The following is a 17,918-nucleotide window of genomic DNA, read 5'->3' as shown; positions in this document are numbered from 1 at the left end:
AATGACAAATAATAAAAATGTAATTTTATCTGCTCAAGATATTGTCGTGGAATTTGATGTTCGTGACAAAGTTTTGACCGCTATCCGCGGAGTTTCTCTTGAGTTGATTGAAGGAGAAGTTCTTGCCTTGGTTGGAGAATCTGGTTCGGGTAAATCAGTTTTGACAAAAACTTTTACAGGAATGTTAGAAGAAAACGGGCGTATTGCTCAGGGGAGCATCGATTACCGTGGACAAGACCTAACAGCACTTTCGTCTCACAAAGATTGGGAACAAATTCGTGGGGCCAAGATTGCAACTATCTTCCAAGATCCTATGACTAGTTTGGACCCAATCAAAACAATCGGAAGCCAAATTACTGAAGTTATCATTAAACACCAAGGTAAAACAGCAAAAGAAGCAAAAGAAATGGCTATCGACTACATGAATAAGGTTGGTATTCCTGATGCTGAAAAGCGTTTTGAGGAGTATCCATTCCAATATTCTGGAGGGATGCGTCAACGTATCGTTATCGCTATTGCTCTTGCGTGTCGTCCAGATGTTCTTATCTGTGATGAGCCAACAACTGCCCTTGATGTGACGATTCAGGCTCAGATTATTGACTTGTTGAAGTCTCTACAAAATGAATACCACTTTACAACAATCTTTATCACACACGACCTTGGTGTGGTAGCAAGTATTGCTGACAAAGTTGCGGTTATGTATGCTGGTGAAATCGTTGAGTATGGTACAGTTGAGGAAATCTTCTACGATCCACGTCACCCATACACATGGAGCCTCTTATCAAGTTTGCCACAGTTGGCTGACGATAAAGGGGAATTGTATTCAATTCCGGGAACACCTCCATCACTTTATACAGAATTGAAGGGAGATGCTTTTGCTCTTCGTTCAGATTACGCAATGAAAATTGATTTCGAAGAAAAAGCACCCCAATTTGCTGTTTCAGATACTCATTGGGCTAAAACATGGTTACTTCATGAGCAAGCACCAAAAGTTGCAAAACCAGCAGTAATTGCAAATTTACATGACAAGATTCGTGAGAGAATGGGTCTTGTTCATCTGGAAAACTAGGAGGAAGGAAATGTCTGAAAAATTAGTAGAAATTAAAGACTTAGAGATTTCCTTCGGTGAAGGAAGTAAAAAGTTTGTAGCTGTTAAAAATGCTAACTTCTTTATCAACAAAGGTGAAACATTCTCACTTGTTGGAGAATCAGGTAGTGGTAAAACAACAATTGGTCGTGCAATTATCGGTTTGAATAATACCAGCAAAGGTGATATCATCTTTGATGGTCAAAAAATTAATGGTAAAAAATCACGTACTCAAGCGTCAGAATTAGTCCGCCGAATCCAAATGATTTTCCAAGACCCTGCTGCTAGTTTGAATGAACGTGCAACAGTTGACTATATTATTTCTGAAGGTCTTTATAACTATCACCTATTTAAGGATGAGGAAGAAAGACAAGAAAAAGTTAAAAAGATTATCAGTGAAGTTGGACTTTTGTCTGAGCATTTGACGCGTTATCCTCATGAGTTTTCAGGTGGACAACGTCAACGTATCGGGATTGCCCGCGCTTTGGTTATGGAACCTGATTTCGTTATCGCGGATGAGCCAATTTCAGCCTTGGACGTTTCTGTTCGTGCCCAAGTTTTGAACTTGCTCAAGAAATTCCAAAAAGAATTGGGCTTGACCTATCTCTTTATCGCCCACGATTTGTCAGTAGTTCGTTTTATCTCTGATCGTATCGCGGTAATTTATAAGGGTGTCATTGTTGAAGTGGCTGAAACTGAAGAATTGTTTAACAATCCAGTTCATCCATATACACAAGCACTTTTATCAGCTGTACCGATTCCAGATCCAATCTTGGAACGTAAGAAAGTTTTGAAAGTCTATGATCCAGACCAACACGACTACGAAACTGATAAACCGTCTATGGTTGAAATTCGTCCAGGACATTATGTTTGGGCTAACCAAGCAGAATTGGAACGCTATAAAAAAGATATGAACTAATGAAAAGTTTTATAATCTTCCTAGTATTATTCTAGAAAGGTTATGAAACTTTTTTATTTTGCAGATAAAAACTTGATAAACTATATAAATTTGATATACTGAATACAATAAGAACTAATCTGTTAGAAATGATATGAACTACGGGAGAATCATATGGACAACCAACCAAATTTTTTTACAGGAATGGCTAGAATTATTGGAACATGCCTCTGGGTAAGAGGAATGGGAGTACTGACTGAGAAGAAGGAATCTGAGCCAAAAGCCCTAGAGGTTGCTAAATTTCTTGCGGCTTATAAAATGTTATCTGCTCTGCCTTGGATTGCGGGACTTCCTAGAAAGGAAGATAAAAAATGAAATTTATTTGGGATATTTTATTTTATATCCTAGTCAAGCCACTGATTACGATTGTAGAATTTATTTGGTATCACATTTGTTTATTTTTTTATGAATTCCTTTTGAATTTGTTATATTCGATTTTTAACTGGATTTATAACTGGCTTTTTAGTTTATTTTAGAGACTAGAAATTGGAAGTACGTACATATATATACTCATATATAACTTTATTATCACAAAAAAGATGGAAGATATTCCATCTTTTTTGTTTATAGCAATAAGATTAAGGCGAAGTTTTAAAAAGCTGATGCAAATAATAGATTCGTAGAGAGTCTATGATATAGATTAGATTTAGTCTAATCAAATTCAGACGGTATAGGCACAGGAAAGTTCTCAAAGGTAATGACATCTCCCTTTTGAGTAGCAAGCTGGATACGGTTATCTTTGAGGCGACTAGCTTGAACTTCCTTGCCATTAATCTTGACAATACTCGATTCGATGTCTGGATAATCGACCACTAAATCTCCCCCAGCATGGGAAAGGAAAGCTAATGACTCAAGATTTTTTTCTTTCCATTTCATGCTGACTTCGAAGTTGCCACGAGCGACTAGACCTGAAATTTGCCCATCTTTCCAGGCATCCGGAAGAGCTGGTAATGGAGCAATGTAGCCTGTGTGAGATTGAAGGAGCATTTCTGCCATCCCGCTAGTGGCACCAAAGTTCCCATCGATTTGGAAAGGCGCGTGTGTATCCCAGAGGTTTTCTAGAGTTGAAGATTTAAGCTGTTCAGCCAACAAACGATGGGCACGATTTCCATCTAGGAGACGAGCCCAGAGGTTGATTTTATTGGCCTTGGACCAACCAGTCCCCCCATCTCCACGATGGTTTAAGGTTGCGCGTGCAGCCTCCAGGTATTCCGGATGATCCTTGCTAAATAGAGTTCCTGGGAAGAGCCCAACTAGATGGGAAACGTGACGGTGATAGTTTTCAATTCCTTCATTAGTGAATTGAGGACTGTCTTCTTCGTACCATTCCTTGATTCGGCCATCTTGGTTGATATGAAGTGGTTTGAGCTTGTCAAATTTAGCCTTTACTTCGGTTACCAAGTCTTGGTCGACATTGAGATGATTAGCTGCTTCCATATAGTCATGGAAGAGTTGCCAAACTAGAGATTGGTCAAAGGTGTTCCCAATCGTGATGGTTCCATGCTCTGGCGAGTAAGATGGAGAAGAAACCCAACGGTCACTAGCCTTGTCGTAGTGCAAGAAGGAATTCCAGAACTTGGCTGTTTCCTTGAGCATTGGATAAATCTTTTCTTTAAGATAAGTTTCATCCTTGGTGAATTTGTAGTAGTCATAGACGTTCTGCATCATCCAAGCATTGGCAGCCGGAGACCAGCCCCAATAGTAGTTCCAACCAGGAGTAGTCCAGCCAAATGGTGTCGCCTGGGTATGAACCAGCCAACCGTTTTCTTGGCCTTCTTTGGACTCGATACCTGCATATTCTTTAGCAGCGATACGACCATAGTAGCGCATGTCATCGATATAATTGATCATTGGCTTAGCCGTTTCTGCAAGATTGTTCATGTAGGCAGGCCAGTAGTTCATTTGTAGATTGACATTGAGGTGGTAGTCTGAGTTCCAAGTTGGATTGTCTACAGCATTCCAGACTCCTTGCAAGTTGGCAGGAAGGGCATCTGTCCGGTCACGAGAAGAACTGATGAGTAGATAACGTCCGTATTGGAAGAAGAGCTCTTCTAGTTTTTGCCCTTTTTCTGGGTTATAGGTATGTAGCGCTTCTTTTGTGGTTTGATTAGACCTGCTACCGCCAAGATTTAGTTGAACACGATTAAAGAGACTTTGGTAATCCTTGATGTGATTATTTTTTAGAGTTTCATAATCTTTTGCCTTAGAAGCTTCGACAATCGATTTGACAGTTTTTTCTAGATCAATATCCTTACGATAGTTGGTTTTTGGATTTTGAGCAAAATTGGTCTTGGCACTCAGTAAAAGAGTTGCATAGCTGGCTCCAGTGACAGTCAAGTAGCCATCTTGGGCAGTAACTTGTCCGTCTGTCTTGATTCCAAGATAGGAAGCAAATTTCAGACCATTGTCTTTGACAGTTCCTTTGAGCAAAATACCATTAGAATCAGTCGTAACTGCTCCTTGTTTATAATTCGAATATTCCCAGGAGTAGTCGCCATTCGCAATCAAATCTTCAGTCAAGCTATTCCAAAGTGTAAAATCAAGAGTCTTATCACCTTTTTTACTCAAGTGGGTCACAGTAACATCGTCAGGATAGCTAGAGAAGGTTTCGCGTTTAAAGTTTGTACCGTCTTGGGTATAAGAAGTGGTCGAGATGGCCTCAGAAATATCTAAGCCACGATGATAGTCGGTAACATTCTCCAAACCTTTCTTTTGGTTGTTAAAGACCATAAAGATATCACCAAAAGATAAGTAACGACCATACTGAGCATTGTTTGGTCCGACTAGGTTGCGCTCCGCTAATTGCTTTGCCTTTTGACGGTTTCCTTCTTCTAATGCCTTACGAATTTCTGATAAGACCTTATAGCGGTCTTGATAGTTTCCTCCATTGTAATCGGTGCTATCCGGTTGCGGTCCACCAGACCAGAGAGTTTTTTCATTGTATTGGATTCTTTCTTCACCGATGAGCCCAAAAACTTTTGCCCCCATTTCTCCATTTCCGACTGGCAGGGCTTGTTTTTCCCAGCCGTCATAAGAAGGGGCAGTTGGTTGGTCGTAATGAAGTTGATAGTTTTCTTGCTTAGTCATAGGAAGTTCTGGTTTTTCACTCTCCTTATTTTCAGAAGGTTCAACTACAGCGTTAGTCTCTGATTGATGATGTATTTGAGGTGTTTCTTTTTCAGGTTTTACCTCTTTGGCAGCTAATTCAGTAGAAGTTTGATTTTCTGTGCTTGGTTGATTTTCCTTATCCTCTTGAGTGGGTTCCTCTACTTTTGTATTCACTTGAACCGTAGTCTCACTGACACTTGCTTGATTTTCTTTCACTTCGATGCCATCGGAAGCTACATTCTGTGTCGCTATAAAAACAGAAGCAGTTCCAACGGTCAATTTTCGGATGCTATACTTACAGGATTTTCCCAATAGCTCTTCTCCATAAAAACTCCTTTCTCGATTCTGTAAGCGCATACATTTTTTGTAAAAAAAATAAGCCTTGCAGAAAGATGTTTCCTTTGTTTTGTATAATCTTAATATAGCAAATAAATCAATCCAATGCAAGTTTTTTTAGGAAAAACTGAATTATTTTACCAAATTTTAGTTCTTTTTTTAATTTTATTGAATTAAAAAAGATTAGAGCAGAAAAAGAATCTGAGTAATGCCCTACCCTTTTGAAAGCGTAAATCAAACTAGTCAGGCGTGGGACTTTATGGTATAATATAGAAGATTCAAAAAGAAACAGGAGAAATATTATGGACCTTATTTTAGCAATTGTCTTGATTGTTTTAGCTTTTCTTGGTGGAGCTCTTGGAGGAATGTACTTGGTGCGCAAGCAAATTGAAAAAGAATTTGCTGATAACCCACGTTTGAATGCAGAAGCAGTTCGTACTCTGTTGAGTGCAAATGGTCAAAAGCCAAGCGAAGCTAAGGTACAACAAGTTTACCACCAAATCATTCGCCAACAAAAAGCAGCCCTTGCTAACAATAAAAAGAAATAAATAGGAAAAGTCTGGGATGAAAATTCCAGACTTCTCACTATGTTCAACTGATATTTAAGGATAAGACTTTTTCCTTGCATTCTATTGATATTTGATTATGATTAAGAGGGAGATAGTCTGGAGTTTACCAGTCTGTCAGAAATTTCAGCGAGAAATGTAATGATAATGAACTATTAATCAGAAAAATAAGACTAGAAAGAAGACTGTATGGATAATCGACCAATTGGTTTTTTGGATTCGGGCGTTGGAGGTTTGACCGTTGTACGTGAGCTCATGCGCCAGCTTCCTCATGAAGAAATCGTCTATATTGGAGATTCGGCACGGGCACCCTATGGTCCTCGTCCTGCTGAGCAAATTCGTGAATACACTTGGCAACTGGTCAACTTTCTTTTGACTAAGGATGTCAAGATGATTGTCATCGCTTGTAATACTGCAACAGCAGTTGTTTGGGAAGAAATTAAATCCAAACTCGATATTCCTGTTCTTGGAGTGATTTTACCGGGCGCTTCAGCTGCTATCAAAGCAAGTCAGGGTGGGAGAATCGGTGTGATTGGAACACCGATGACAGTGCAATCAGATATCTATCGTCAAAAAATTCATGACCTAGATCCAAATTTGCAAGTTGAAAGTTTGGCCTGCCCTAAGTTTGCTCCCTTGGTTGAGTCTGGGGCCCTTTCAACCAGTGTGACCAAGAAAGTAGTTTATGAAACCTTGCGTCCTTTGGTCGGCAAGGTAGACAGCTTGATTTTGGGCTGTACCCACTATCCGCTACTCAGACCCATTATCCAAAATGTGATGGGACCAGAGGTAAAACTGATTGATAGTGGAGCAGAGTGTGTACGGGATATTTCTGTATTACTTAATTATTTCGAGATTAATCGTAGCCGGGATGCCGGCCCTCTACAACACCGTTTTTATACGACTGCAAATAGCCATAGTTTTGCTCAGATTGGAGCGGAATGGCTAGAAAAAGAGATTCATGTGGAGCATGTAACATTATGACAAACAAAATTTATGAATACAAGGATGACCAGGACTGGTATGTAGGTGTCTGGGACGTCTACGGTGGAATCTATAGCCTCATAAAAGATCCTCTTGATCTCGATTTTATGGATTTGGCTCGTATTTTCAGTGATGAGGAAAATGGTTTTCCAATCACGATTACGGTAATGCGTTGGTCTTCCAACTTCCGTTTACTCTCTTTTATCGTTGAGATTTTAAATGCAGAAGCCGGTCGAAACTTGGAAGTCATTCAACGCCAAGGTGCCTTGCTCTTAGTTGAAAATGGACAACTCTTGCATGTGGAATTACCTAAAGAAGGAGTAGATGTTGAAGCCTTCTTTGAAACTAGCAAAGTCAGAGAAACCTTGTTGATAGCGACTCGTAATGAAGGGAAGACCAAGGAATTTCGTGCTATATTTGATAAACTTGGATATGATGTGGAGAATCTCAATGATTACCCAGATCTGCCTGAAGTTGCTGAAACTGGTATGACCTTTGAAGAAAATGCTCGCCTTAAGGCTGAAACCATCTCCAAATTGACAGGCAAGATGGTTCTAGCAGATGATTCAGGTCTTAAAGTCGATGTCCTCGGTGGATTGCCAGGCGTTTGGTCAGCTCGATTTGCAGGAGTGGGAGCCACTGACCAGGAAAACAATGCTAAACTCTTGCACGAATTAGCCATGGTCTTTGAACTCAAGGACCGTTCGGCACAATTCCACACCACTTTGGTTGTGGCTAGCCCAGGTAAGGAAAGCTTGGTGGTCGAAGCCGATTGGCCAGGCTACATTAACTTTGAACCTAAGGGTGAAAATGGTTTTGGCTATGACCCTCTTTTCCTAGTAGGAGAAACAGGCAAGTCATCAGCTGAATTAACTCTTGAAGAAAAAAATAGTCAATCTCACCGTGCCTTAGCCGTTAAGAAACTTTTGGAGGTATTTCCATCATGGCAAAGCAAACCATCATTGTAATGAGCGACTCCCATGGAGATAGCTTGATTGTAGAAGAAATACGTGATCGCTATCTTGGGAAAGTTGATGCCATTTTTCACGATGGTGACTCGGAGCTTCGCCCAGATTCACCACTCTGGGAAGGAATTCAGGTAGTTAGAGGAAACATGGATTTCTATTCAGATTATCCAGAACGCTTAGTGACTCAACTGGGTCCTACCAAGATTATCCAGACTCACGGACACTTATTTGACATTAACTTCAATTTCCAAAAACTAGATTTCTGGGCCCAAGAGGAAGATGCTGATATCTGTCTCTATGGTCACTTACATGTGCCAAATGCTTGGATGGAAGGGAAGACCCTCTTTCTAAATCCAGGTTCTATCAGCCAACCACGTGGAACCATCAGAGAATGTCTTTACGCTCGTGTAGAGATTGATGACAGCTATTTCAAAGTGGACTTTTTGACACGTAATCATGAGGTTTATCCTGGCTTATCCAAGGAGTTTGCTCGATGATTGCCAAAGAATTTGAACTCTTTTTGCTGGAGCAAGAGGAAACCTTTTTGACTCCTGCTGAAAATTTGGCTGTGCTCATTGATACTCACAATGCAGATCATGCAATTCTCCTCCTTAGCCAGATGACTTATACACGAGTTCCAGTAGTGACTGCTGAGAAAAAATTTGTTGGGACCATAGGGCTTAGAGATATCTTTGCATATCAAATGGAGCAGGGTTTGAGTCAGGAAGTCATGGCGGATATGGATATTGTTCACATGACAAAGAAGGATGTCGCGGTAGTTAATCCAGACTATACATTGACGGATGTTTTACATAAGCTAGTGGATGAGTCTTTCCTGCCAGTCGTTGGTAAGGATGGCCTTTTCCAAGGGATTATCACGCGGAAGTCAATTCTCAAGGCTGTCAATGCCCTCCTGCATGACTTTAGTAAGGAATATGAGATTCGAAGCAAATGAGAGAATGGATTTTAACATTTTTAGAAGAAAAGCAAAATCTATCTATTAATTCTAAGCAGTCTTATAAATATGACTTGGAGCAGTTTTTAGATCTTATTGGAGAACGAATTTCTGAGACAAGTTTAAAAATCTACCAAGCTCAATTATCAAATTTTAAAATTAGTGCCCAAAAGCGTAAAGTTTCTGCCTGCAATCAATTTCTTTACTTTTTATACCAGAAAGGAAAGATTGGCACCTTTTATCGTTTGGAATTGCCGAAACAGGCTGAGAAAAAACAAGTCAAGTCAGAGCTTTTAAACTTGAGTTCTTTCTGGCAAGAAAGTACCTATCCAGAAGGGCGTTTAATAGCCTTATTGATAGTTGAATTAGGCCTCTTACCTAGTGAAATTCTAACCATAAAAATAAGTGATGTGAATCTAGATTTTCAAGTGTTGAGAATCAATAAAGCCTCTCAACAAAGAATCTTGAGTCTTACCACAAAATTACTTGCAGAGTTAGAACCCTTGATGGGACAGACTTACCTCTTTGAAAAAACTGGTAAGCCATACTCTCGTCAATGGGCCTTTCGTCAGTTAGAAGCCTTTCTAAAGGAAAAAGGTTTTGCAGATTTATCGGCTCAAGGATTGAGAGAACAGTTTATACTGAGACAAATTGAAGAGAAGGTTGACTTGTATGAAATCGCCAAAAAATTGGGATTAAAAACAGTCATGACCTTAGAAAAATATAGATAATGGATATTAAATTAAAAGATTTTGAAGGGCCTTTGGACTTGCTCTTACACTTGGTTTCAAAGTATCAGATGGATATCTATGATGTACCGATTACAGAAGTTATTGAGCAGTATCTAGCCTACATATCAACCTTACAAGCCATGCGTTTAGAAGTGGCAGGTGAATATATGGTGATGGCTAGCCAACTGATGCTGATCAAAAGTCGAAAGCTCTTGCCAAAGGTTGCGGAAGTGTCAGATTTAGAAGATGATCTTGAACAGGACCTTCTTTCTCAAATCGAAGAATACCGCAAGTTTAAACTTTTGGGAGAGCAGTTGGAAGTCAAACACCAAGATCGAGCCCAGTATTATTCTAAAGCACCGACAGAGTTGATTTACGAGGATGCAGAACTTGTGCATGATAAGACCACGATTGATCTTTTCTTAGCCTTTTCAACCTTACTGACCAAGAAAAAGGAAGAATTCTCAAAAAATCACACAACTATTTTACGGGATGAGTATAAAATTGAGGATATGATGCTCATCGTTCGGGAAGCCTTGGTAGAAGGGCAACAGCTATGTTTGCAGGATTTGTTTAAAGAAACCAAGGATTTACAAGAGGTCATTACACTTTTTTTGGCGACCCTGGAGTTGATTAAAACCCAAGAAATTCTCTTGATTCAAAAAGAGAGTTTTGGAGATATCTATCTCATGAAAAAGAATGAGGAAAGTCAAGTAGGGCAAAGTCAGGCTTGATAGAGAGGAAGTATGAGTACTTTAGCAAAAATAGAAGCACTCCTGTTTGTGTCGGGTGAAGATGGAATTAGGGCTCGCCAGTTAGCAGAGCTCTTATCGTTGCCACCAACAGGAATTCAGCAAAGCTTAGAAAAATTAGCCAAAAAGTATGAAAAAGACCAGGATTCTAGTCTGGCCCTTATTGAGACAGGAGGGGCCTACAGATTGGTGACCAAGCCTCAATTTGCTGATGTTTTGAAGGAATATTCTAAGGCGCCCATCAACCAGAGTCTATCTCGGGCTGCGCTTGAAACCTTGTCCATTATTGCTTATAAGCAACCTATCACACGTATAGAAATCGATGCTATTCGTGGGGTTAATTCGAGTGGAGCTTTGGCAAAGTTACAGGCCTTTGACTTGATACGAGAAGATGGAAAGAAAGAAGTTCTTGGTCGCCCTAATCTCTATGTAACTACGGATTATTTTCTGGATTACATGGGTATTAACCATTTGGAAGAATTGCCTGTGATTGACGAGCTTGAAATTCAAGCACAAGAAAGCCAATTATTTGGTGAAAGGATAGAAGAAGATGAGAATCAATAAATATATTGCCCACGCAGGTGTGGCCAGTAGGAGAAAAGCAGAAGAGTTGATCAAACAAGGCTTGGTGACTGTTAACGGTCAGGTAGTGCGTGAACTAGCGACAACCATTAAGTCTGGCGATAAGGTAGAAGTTGAAGGTCAACCAATCTACAACGAAGAAAAGGTCTACTATCTGCTCAATAAACCACGTGGAGTGATTTCCAGTGTAACAGATGATAAGGGACGTAAGACGGTTGTCGACCTCTTGCCTAATGTGAAAGAGCGTATCTATCCTGTAGGACGTTTGGACTGGGATACATCAGGTGTCTTGATTTTGACCAATGATGGTGACTTTACAGATGAGATGATTCACCCACGTAATGAAATCGATAAGGTTTATGTGGCGCGTGTTAAAGGAATTGCTAACAAGGAAAATCTCCGCCCCTTAACTCGTGGTCTTGAGATTGATGGTAAGAAAACTAAGCCAGCGGTTTATGAGATTCTTAAAGTAGACCCAGTCAAAAACCGCTCTGTAGTACAGTTGACCATTCATGAAGGACGTAACCACCAGGTTAAAAAGATGTTTGAAGCTGTCGGTCTCCAAGTGGATAAGTTATCACGGACACGTTTTGGACACCTAGACTTGACGGGTCTTCGTCCAGGAGAATCACGTCGTCTCAATAAAAAAGAAATCAGCCAACTACACACCATGGCTGTAACAATTAATAAATAATGAAACGAATTTTAATTGCGCCTGTGCGCTTTTACCAACGCTTTATATCCCCTGCATTCCCACCTTCTTGTAGATTTGAGCCTACTTGTTCAAACTACATGATTCAGGCTATTGAAAAGCATGGATTTAAGGGGGTTCTGATGGGATTGGCACGGATTTTACGATGTCATCCTTGGTCTGAAATAGGTAAGGACCTCGTACCAGATCACTTTTCTTTAAAGAGAAATTCAAAATAAAAAGAATCACAGTCGTGATTCTTTTTTGGTGTAGATAGATCTATAGATTGATGATTTTCACTACCCTTCTCCTATAAAAAGTGGTAAAATGGTTGAAAGAAAGAAGGGATAGAAATGACAACATTATTTTCTAAAATCAAAGAAGTAACAGAACTTTCTGCTATCTCAGGTCATGAAGCACCGGTACGCGCTTATCTTCGTGAGAAAATAACTCCTCACGTGGATGAAGTGGTAACAGATGGCCTAGGTGGTATTTTTGGTATCAAACATTCAGAAGCAGTCGATGCACCTCGTGTCTTAGTAGCGTCTCACATGGATGAAGTTGGTTTTATGGTGAGTGAAATCAAGCCAGATGGAACTTTCCGAGTAGTTGAAATTGGCGGTTGGAACCCGATGGTTGTCAGCAGCCAACGATTTAAACTCTTTACGCGCCAAGGACGTGAAATTCCAGTCATCTCAGGTTCAGTACCTCCACATTTGACTCGTGGGACAGGCGGGCCAACCATGCCAGCTATTTCAGATATCGTCTTTGATGGTGGTTTTGCGGATAAGGCTGAGGCCGAAAGTTTTGGTATCCGCCCAGGAGATACCATCGTTCCAGATAGTAGCGCAATCCTAACAGCTAACGAAAAAAATATCATCTCCAAAGCTTGGGATAACCGTTACGGAGTTCTCATGGTTAGTGAATTGGCAGAAAACTTGTCAGGCCAAAAACTAGGCAATGAACTTTATCTTGGGGCTAATGTCCAAGAAGAAGTTGGACTTCGTGGTGCTCATACCTCAACAACCAAATTTGATCCAGAAGTATTTTTGGCAGTTGACTGTTCACCTGCTGGTGATGTTTATGGTGGTCAGGGTAAAATTGGTGATGGAACCTTGATTCGTTTCTACGATCCAGGTCACTTGCTCCTCCCAGGCATGAAAGATTTTCTTTTGACAACTGCCGAAGAAGCTGGTATCAAATACCAATACTATTGTGGAAAAGGTGGAACTGACGCAGGTGCAGCTCATCTGAAAAATGGTGGAGTACCATCAACAACAATCGGTGTTTGTGCCCGTTATATCCACTCTCACCAAACCCTTTATGCTATGGACGATTTCCTTGAAGCTCAAGCTTTCTTACAAGCCTTGGTTAAAAAATTGGATCGTTCTACAGTAGATTTGATTAAAAATTATTAAACAGAAATGATGGAGGCAATAGGGATGGAAGAACCAAACCTAGAAACCTTGATACGGGATCTTTACAATCATGCCCGTCAAAACCTGAGTGAAGATCTAGTGCTTGCACTTGTAGAGACTGCTAAGCAATTGCCAAGTACCAATGAGCGCTTGCTAGCAGTACGGCTATCGGGTCTGGTCACCCTTGAACTTCTCAAGAATCCCAAGACCCCAGCGCCAGAGTTAGTCAATCTGGCCCGCTTTATCAAAAAGGAAGAAGCGAGATACAGGGGTGCAGCCGCATCTTCCTTTATGATTGGAGAACTATTTAAAATGCTTTGATTCGAAAGAATCAAAGCATTTTTTCGCTTTAAATTTGTTCTGCCAAAACCTTTTCAGCAAGGTTCATAGCGTGGTCTGATACACGAGTGTAGTGTGAAATAATATCGATAAAGTTGACACCTGCTTGGGTAGAACATTCACCGTTGTTGAGACGTTTGATGTGAGTCTTACGAAGGACACGTTCCATGTTGTTGATGTCTTCGTGTCGCTCGATAAGAGCTTGAGCTTTCTCGAAGTCGTTGTTTTCCACACTCTCAAGAGCATCTTTGACGAAATCACTAGTTTTAAGATAAATCTCTGCTAGTTCTTCTAAGGCAGCCTCAGAGAATTGAACATTCTTGCGTTGCAAATAATCGTTAAGATTGAGCAGGGCTTCTGCGTGGTCTCCGATACGTTCCAAGTCTCGTGAAGAGTCAAGGATATTTGTTAAGACTTCACTCTCTTTTTGGCTCAAAGCTTCACCAGATAAACTAATGAGGTAACGAGTCAATTTTTCATCAATGGTATTGATAGCTTCTTCAGTCTTATGTCCCTTTTCTGCAACTTTTTCATTAGAATTGATGATATAGTCGTAAGAGAGGTCAAAGGCTTTCGCAGCATAATTACCCAAGTGTAGAAGTTCTTTTTTAGCATTTCCAAGAGCGATAGATGGAGCTTGTTTGATCAGTTGCTCATCAAGGTAAAGTGGCTCGTATTTGACAACTTCGTCTTCTCCAGGGATAAGTTTGGTTACCAAGAAGGCAAGAGCTCCGATGAATGGAAACTGAATGATTGTATTGGTAATGTTGAAGGTTCCGTGGGCGAAGGCAATGGTCATTTCTGGAGCTAGATTTAAGAAGCTCTCAAACCATTGGATTAAGCCTGTAAATGGAACGAGGAAGATAATACAGATAACAGTCCCGATAACGTTAAAGGCCACATGGGCTGCCGCCACACGTTTGGCAGCAATATTAGCACCCAAGGAAGCGATAATAGCAGTGATGGTTGTTCCAATGTTATCTCCAAAGAGAACTGGTAGGGCACCCTGAAGGTCAATCAGATTGCTAGCGTATAGATTCTGTAGAATCCCGATGGTCGCTGAGGAGGCTTGAATCAGAAGGGTTAAACCTGTTCCGACAAGAACACCCAAGATTGGATTTTTACTAAGTTCTACCATGTAGTCTTTAAAGACTTGTAAATCCTTAAGGGGTTCCATGGCGCCACTCATAAGATTGAGGGCAAAGAAGATACCACCGACACCAAAGACAATCCGTCCGATGTTATTGATGGTTCTATTTTTTGTGAAGAAGAGACAGACTGCTCCGAGAAAGAGCATAGGTAATGCGTAGTCTCCCAATTTAAAACCAATGATAAAGGATGTGACAGTTGTTCCAATATTGGCTCCCATAACAATCCCAATGGCCTGACGTAAGGTCAATAGTCCAGCGCTAACCAGACCAACTGTAATAACCGTAACACCTGAACTCGATTGAATCAGGGCAGTCATCCCAATTCCAACTAAAATTCCAAAGAAAGGATTGCTAGTATATTTGTCAATGTAATATCGAAGACGATCTCCAGCTGCTTGTTGCAAACCGTCCCCCATGGTTTTGATACTATATAAGAATAGTCCCAGGCCACCTAAAAAGTGAAATGCAATTTCCTGCCAATTAATGGACATTTTATTTTCCCTCCGAAAACTAATCGCGGAATTTCTCCCATTCTATTTTAAAGGATTCTAAGCAATCTAACAAGTAGTAAATAGTAAATTTTAATAAAAATGTAATGAATCTTTTATTAAAAAGTATCATTTAGTTGGGATATCATTATTCCAACTAGTAAGCATTTAATGATTTTTTGGATGAAAATTTAAAATTAGTGAGAGTTCCGATTATCTAATAATCACTAGTTTTATACTCTTATTTTTAAAGTAACAGACTAATCGAGAAAGAGAAAAGTTTAAGGTTTTGCTATCTCTTTTATTGATTTTGTGATATAATTAACACGTAAAAAAAAAGAAGGAGTCATATCTAATGGCAAAATTGACTGTTAAAGACGTTGACTTGAAAGGGAAAAAAGTTCTCGTTCGTGTTGACTTCAACGTACCTGTAAAAGATGGCGTGATCACTAACGATAACCGTATCACTGCTGCTCTTCCAACAATCAAGTACATCCTTGAACAAGGTGGACGTGCAATCCTCTTCTCTCACCTTGGACGTGTGAAAGAAGAAGCAGACAAAGAAGGTAAATCACTTGCTCCTGTAGCTGCTGACTTGGCTGCTAAATTGGGTCAAGAAGTTACTTTCCTTCCAGGTGTTACTCGTGGTGCTGAATTGGAAGCAGCGATTAACGCTCTTGAAGATGGACAAGTTCTCTTGGTTGAAAACACTCGTTACGAAGATGTTGACGGCAAGAAAGAATCTAAAAACGATCCTGAACTTGGTAAATACTGGGCATCACTTGGAGATGGTATCTTTGTAAACGATGCCTTCGGTACAGCTCACCGTGCACATGCATCTAACGTTGGTATCTCTGCAAACGTTGATAAAGCCGTTGCTGGATTCCTTCTTGAAAACGAAATTGCTTACATCAAAGAAGCAGTTGAAGCTCCAGAACGTCCATTCGTAGCTATCCTTGGTGGTTCAAAAGTATCTGACAAGATCGGTGTTATCGAAAACTTGCTTGAAAAAGCTGATAAAGTTCTTATTGGTGGTGGGATGACTTACACATTCTACAAAGCTCAAGGTATCGAAATCGGTAACTCACTTGTAGAAGAAGACAAATTGGATGTGGCGAAAGCTCTTCTTGAAAAATCAAACGGCAAATTGATTTTGCCAGTTGACTCAAAAGAAGCAAACGCATTTGCTGACTACACTGAAGTGAAAGACACTGAAGGTGAAGCAGTAGATCCAGGATTCCTTGGTCTTGATATCGGTCCTAAATCAATCGCTAAATTCGACCAAGAATTGACTGGTGCGAAAACAGTTGTATGGAATGGTCCTATGGGTGTATTTGAAAACCCTGACTTCCAAGCTGGTACAATCGGTGTGATGGATGCTATCGTGAAACAACCAGGCGTTAAATCAATCATCGGTGGTGGTGACTCAGCTGCCGCAGCGATCAATCTTGGACGTGCAGACAAATTCTCATGGATCTCTACTGGTGGTGGTGCTTCTATGGAACTCCTTGAAGGTAAAGAACTTCCAGGACTTGCAGCTTTGACTGAAAAATAAGAACATAAAAAAGGAGGCTGGGACAAAAGTTCTAGCCTCTCAATTGTCTTTGGATTTTCGAGCAGGACGCAGTGGTTGAGTGGTCTCTTCTACGCTGATTTCATCAGCTTTTACAGCCCTACTCAACTGTGAGGAGGTGGGACGACGAAATCGGATTCTAACGAATTACCGATTTCTGTCCCACTCTCTTTTTTTCGCTCTTTTAAAGTTTGAGAGTAGCGAGGGATAATTGGACAGAATCCAAAAAAAACAGTAAAATAGAGGAATACCAATCTAAATGAAATTTGAGTGATAATCGTGGAAAAAAGAGACAATCTTACAAAAACAGCTATTTGCGGTATTATCAATGTCACCCCAGATTCTTTCTCTGATGGGGGCCAATTTTTTGCTATTGAAGAAGCCTTAAAACAAGCTCGAAAATTGATTGCTGAAGGTGCTACTATCTTAGATATCGGTGGTGAATCTACTCGACCTGGAAGTAGCTACGTTAAGGTTAAGATAGAAGAGGAAATCCAACGTGTTGTTCCAGTCATTCAGGCTATCCGTCAAGAAAGTGATGTTCTGATTTCGGTCGACACTTGGAAGAGTCAAGTGGCAGAAGCAGCTTTACAGGCTGGTGCCAATATAGTCAATGACATCACCGGCCTTATAGGTGATGATGTCATGGCGAAAGTGGTTGCTAAAGCAGGAGCTCAGGTAGTCATCATGTTTAATCCAGTCATGGCACGCCCTCAGCACCCTAGTTCGCTCATCTTCCCTCATTTTGGATTTGGAGAGACTTTCACAAAGGAAGACTTGGCTGAATTTGAACAACTATCTGTTGAAGAATTGATGGCAGCTTTCTTTGATCGTGCATTGGCAAGAGCGAAGGAAGCTGGTATTGCAAAAGAAAACATCATGCTGGATCCGGGGATTGGCTTTGGCTTGACCAAAAAGGAAAATCTGGTACTTTTACGTGACCTTGATAAGTTGCACGAGATGGGCTATCCAATCTTTTTGGGAGTCTCTCGTAAACGATTTGTCATCAATATTCTGGAAGAAAATGGATTTGAAGTCAATCCAGATACTGAAGCTGGCTTCCGAAATCGCGATATTGCTTCGGCTCATGTAACCAGTATCGCTGCCAGACAAGGTGTGGAAGTGGTGCGTGTACACGATGTAGCTAGCCACAAGATGGCAGTCGACATTGCATCAGCTATCCGCCTAGCTGATGATGCGGAAAATTTAAATTTGAAACAGTATAAATAAG

The 17,918-nt window shown here is 40.5% G+C and carries 18 protein-coding genes and 1 pseudogene; 17 read left to right on the top strand and 2 right to left on the bottom strand.

Annotated features, from left to right (window positions below; translation table 11 throughout):
• Position 1: 1 nt before the first annotated feature.
• The 3 genes from LG369_RS07235 to LG369_RS07225 all read left to right on the top strand — a co-directional run bounded on the left by LG369_RS07235 (position 2) and on the right by LG369_RS07225 (position 2,360).
• Entirely contained in the window at positions 2–1,069 is a 1,068-nt protein-coding gene (locus tag LG369_RS07235; RefSeq protein WP_004251684.1) for an ABC transporter ATP-binding protein, read from the top strand.
• Between the two features lie 10 nt (positions 1,070–1,079).
• Entirely contained in the window at positions 1,080–2,006 is a 927-nt protein-coding gene (locus LG369_RS07230) for an ATP-binding cassette domain-containing protein (RefSeq protein ID WP_004251696.1), read from the top strand.
• A 153-nt stretch (positions 2,007–2,159) separates the two neighbouring features.
• Positions 2,160–2,360, top strand: a complete 201-nt coding sequence (locus tag LG369_RS07225; RefSeq protein ID WP_004251701.1) for a hypothetical protein — start codon at positions 2,160–2,162, stop codon at positions 2,358–2,360.
• Between the two features lie 363 nt (positions 2,361–2,723).
• Here LG369_RS07225 and LG369_RS07220 read toward each other — a convergent pair.
• Positions 2,724–5,479, bottom strand: a pseudogene (locus LG369_RS07220) (glycosyl hydrolase family 95 catalytic domain-containing protein); the annotation flags it as partial.
• A gap of 312 nt (positions 5,480–5,791) precedes the next feature.
• On the opposite strand from LG369_RS07220, the gene LG369_RS07215 reads away from it, so the two are divergent.
• From LG369_RS07215 to LG369_RS07160, 12 genes are all read left to right on the top strand, one after another.
• Positions 5,792–6,037 carry a YneF family protein gene (locus LG369_RS07215; protein ID WP_004251708.1) on the top strand — a complete coding sequence of 82 codons (246 nt, stop codon included), beginning with the start codon at positions 5,792–5,794 and terminating at the stop codon, positions 6,035–6,037.
• A 207-nt stretch (positions 6,038–6,244) separates the two neighbouring features.
• The gene (gene racE / locus LG369_RS07210) at positions 6,245–7,039 is read left to right on the top strand and encodes a glutamate racemase (RefSeq protein WP_004251710.1); all 795 of its coding nucleotides are present in this window, start codon (positions 6,245–6,247) and stop codon (positions 7,037–7,039) included.
• A complete protein-coding gene (locus tag LG369_RS07205; protein ID WP_413252026.1) occupies positions 6,997–8,007 on the top strand; it encodes a nucleoside-triphosphate diphosphatase in 1,011 nt (336 codons plus the stop codon). The genes racE and LG369_RS07205 overlap by 43 nt, the downstream gene beginning before the upstream one ends.
• Positions 7,983–8,504 carry a metallophosphoesterase gene (locus LG369_RS07200; protein WP_004251713.1) on the top strand — a complete coding sequence of 174 codons (522 nt, stop codon included), beginning with the start codon at positions 7,983–7,985 and terminating at the stop codon, positions 8,502–8,504. The genes LG369_RS07205 and LG369_RS07200 overlap by 25 nt, the downstream gene beginning before the upstream one ends.
• The gene (gene cbpB, locus LG369_RS07195; RefSeq protein ID WP_004251714.1) at positions 8,501–8,962 is read left to right on the top strand and encodes a cyclic-di-AMP-binding protein CbpB; all 462 of its coding nucleotides are present in this window, start codon (positions 8,501–8,503) and stop codon (positions 8,960–8,962) included. Before LG369_RS07200 ends, cbpB begins: the two co-directional genes overlap by 4 nt.
• Positions 8,959–9,693, top strand: a complete 735-nt coding sequence (gene xerD / locus LG369_RS07190) for a site-specific tyrosine recombinase XerD (RefSeq protein WP_225750744.1) — start codon at positions 8,959–8,961, stop codon at positions 9,691–9,693. Before cbpB ends, xerD begins: the two co-directional genes overlap by 4 nt.
• A complete protein-coding gene (locus LG369_RS07185) occupies positions 9,693–10,427 on the top strand; it encodes a segregation/condensation protein A (RefSeq protein ID WP_225750743.1) in 735 nt (244 codons plus the stop codon). Before xerD ends, LG369_RS07185 begins: the two co-directional genes overlap by 1 nt.
• A gap of 12 nt (positions 10,428–10,439) precedes the next feature.
• A complete protein-coding gene (scpB, locus tag LG369_RS07180) occupies positions 10,440–11,009 on the top strand; it encodes an SMC-Scp complex subunit ScpB (protein WP_049494492.1) in 570 nt (189 codons plus the stop codon).
• Positions 10,996–11,721: a pseudouridine synthase gene (locus LG369_RS07175; RefSeq protein ID WP_225750742.1), complete on the top strand. Its 726-nt coding sequence runs from the start codon at positions 10,996–10,998 to the stop codon at positions 11,719–11,721. The genes scpB and LG369_RS07175 overlap by 14 nt, the downstream gene beginning before the upstream one ends.
• Positions 11,721–11,957 carry a membrane protein insertion efficiency factor YidD gene (gene yidD, locus LG369_RS07170; RefSeq protein ID WP_225750741.1) on the top strand — a complete coding sequence of 79 codons (237 nt, stop codon included), beginning with the start codon at positions 11,721–11,723 and terminating at the stop codon, positions 11,955–11,957. The genes LG369_RS07175 and yidD overlap by 1 nt, the downstream gene beginning before the upstream one ends.
• Positions 11,958–12,071: 114 nt before the next feature.
• On the top strand, positions 12,072–13,136 hold the full coding sequence (gene pepA / locus LG369_RS07165; protein ID WP_004251727.1) for a glutamyl aminopeptidase: 1,065 nt from the start codon (positions 12,072–12,074) through the stop codon (positions 13,134–13,136).
• Between the two features lie 24 nt (positions 13,137–13,160).
• Positions 13,161–13,457 carry a bacteriocin immunity protein gene (locus LG369_RS07160; protein WP_225750740.1) on the top strand — a complete coding sequence of 99 codons (297 nt, stop codon included), beginning with the start codon at positions 13,161–13,163 and terminating at the stop codon, positions 13,455–13,457.
• A 28-nt stretch (positions 13,458–13,485) separates the two neighbouring features.
• Here the strand turns inward: LG369_RS07160 and LG369_RS07155 are convergent, their stop codons facing one another.
• Entirely contained in the window at positions 13,486–15,117 is a 1,632-nt protein-coding gene (locus LG369_RS07155) for a Na/Pi cotransporter family protein (RefSeq protein WP_225750739.1), read from the bottom strand.
• Between the two features lie 352 nt (positions 15,118–15,469).
• Between LG369_RS07155 and LG369_RS07150 the strand changes: the two genes are divergently transcribed.
• Complete coding sequence (locus LG369_RS07150; protein ID WP_225750738.1) at positions 15,470–16,669, top strand: phosphoglycerate kinase; 1,200 nt, start codon at positions 15,470–15,472, stop codon at positions 16,667–16,669.
• Between the two features lie 297 nt (positions 16,670–16,966).
• Entirely contained in the window at positions 16,967–17,917 is a 951-nt protein-coding gene (folP, locus tag LG369_RS07145; protein WP_225750737.1) for a dihydropteroate synthase, read from the top strand.
• Position 17,918: the final 1 nt, after the last annotated feature.

The organism is Streptococcus sp. Marseille-Q4154, assembly GCF_916700545.1.
Taxonomy (GTDB): Bacteria; Bacillota; Bacilli; order Lactobacillales; family Streptococcaceae; genus Streptococcus; species Streptococcus infantis_I.
This window is presented reverse-complemented; position numbering and strand designations above follow the sequence as displayed.

Excerpts from the sequence above, each read along its gene's own strand:
- LG369_RS07235 (WP_004251684.1), top strand. The coding sequence starts at position 2 with ATGACAAATAATAAAAATGTAATTTTATCTGCTCAAGATATTGTCGTG.
- LG369_RS07230 (WP_004251696.1), top strand. The coding sequence starts at position 1,080 with ATGTCTGAAAAATTAGTAGAAATTAAAGACTTAGAGATTTCCTTCGGT.
- LG369_RS07225 (WP_004251701.1), top strand. The coding sequence starts at position 2,160 with ATGGACAACCAACCAAATTTTTTTACAGGAATGGCTAGAATTATTGGA.
- LG369_RS07215 (WP_004251708.1), top strand. The coding sequence starts at position 5,792 with ATGGACCTTATTTTAGCAATTGTCTTGATTGTTTTAGCTTTTCTTGGT.
- racE (WP_004251710.1), top strand. The coding sequence starts at position 6,245 with ATGGATAATCGACCAATTGGTTTTTTGGATTCGGGCGTTGGAGGTTTG.
- LG369_RS07205 (WP_413252026.1), top strand. The coding sequence starts at position 6,997 with ATGGCTAGAAAAAGAGATTCATGTGGAGCATGTAACATTATGACAAAC.
- LG369_RS07200 (WP_004251713.1), top strand. The coding sequence starts at position 7,983 with ATGGCAAAGCAAACCATCATTGTAATGAGCGACTCCCATGGAGATAGC.
- cbpB (WP_004251714.1), top strand. The coding sequence starts at position 8,501 with ATGATTGCCAAAGAATTTGAACTCTTTTTGCTGGAGCAAGAGGAAACC.
- xerD (WP_225750744.1), top strand. The coding sequence starts at position 8,959 with ATGAGAGAATGGATTTTAACATTTTTAGAAGAAAAGCAAAATCTATCT.
- LG369_RS07185 (WP_225750743.1), top strand. The coding sequence starts at position 9,693 with ATGGATATTAAATTAAAAGATTTTGAAGGGCCTTTGGACTTGCTCTTA.
- scpB (WP_049494492.1), top strand. The coding sequence starts at position 10,440 with ATGAGTACTTTAGCAAAAATAGAAGCACTCCTGTTTGTGTCGGGTGAA.
- LG369_RS07175 (WP_225750742.1), top strand. The coding sequence starts at position 10,996 with ATGAGAATCAATAAATATATTGCCCACGCAGGTGTGGCCAGTAGGAGA.
- yidD (WP_225750741.1), top strand. The coding sequence starts at position 11,721 with ATGAAACGAATTTTAATTGCGCCTGTGCGCTTTTACCAACGCTTTATA.
- pepA (WP_004251727.1), top strand. The coding sequence starts at position 12,072 with ATGACAACATTATTTTCTAAAATCAAAGAAGTAACAGAACTTTCTGCT.
- LG369_RS07160 (WP_225750740.1), top strand. The coding sequence starts at position 13,161 with ATGGAAGAACCAAACCTAGAAACCTTGATACGGGATCTTTACAATCAT.
- LG369_RS07155 (WP_225750739.1), bottom strand. The coding sequence starts at position 15,117 with ATGTCCATTAATTGGCAGGAAATTGCATTTCACTTTTTAGGTGGCCTG.
- LG369_RS07150 (WP_225750738.1), top strand. The coding sequence starts at position 15,470 with ATGGCAAAATTGACTGTTAAAGACGTTGACTTGAAAGGGAAAAAAGTT.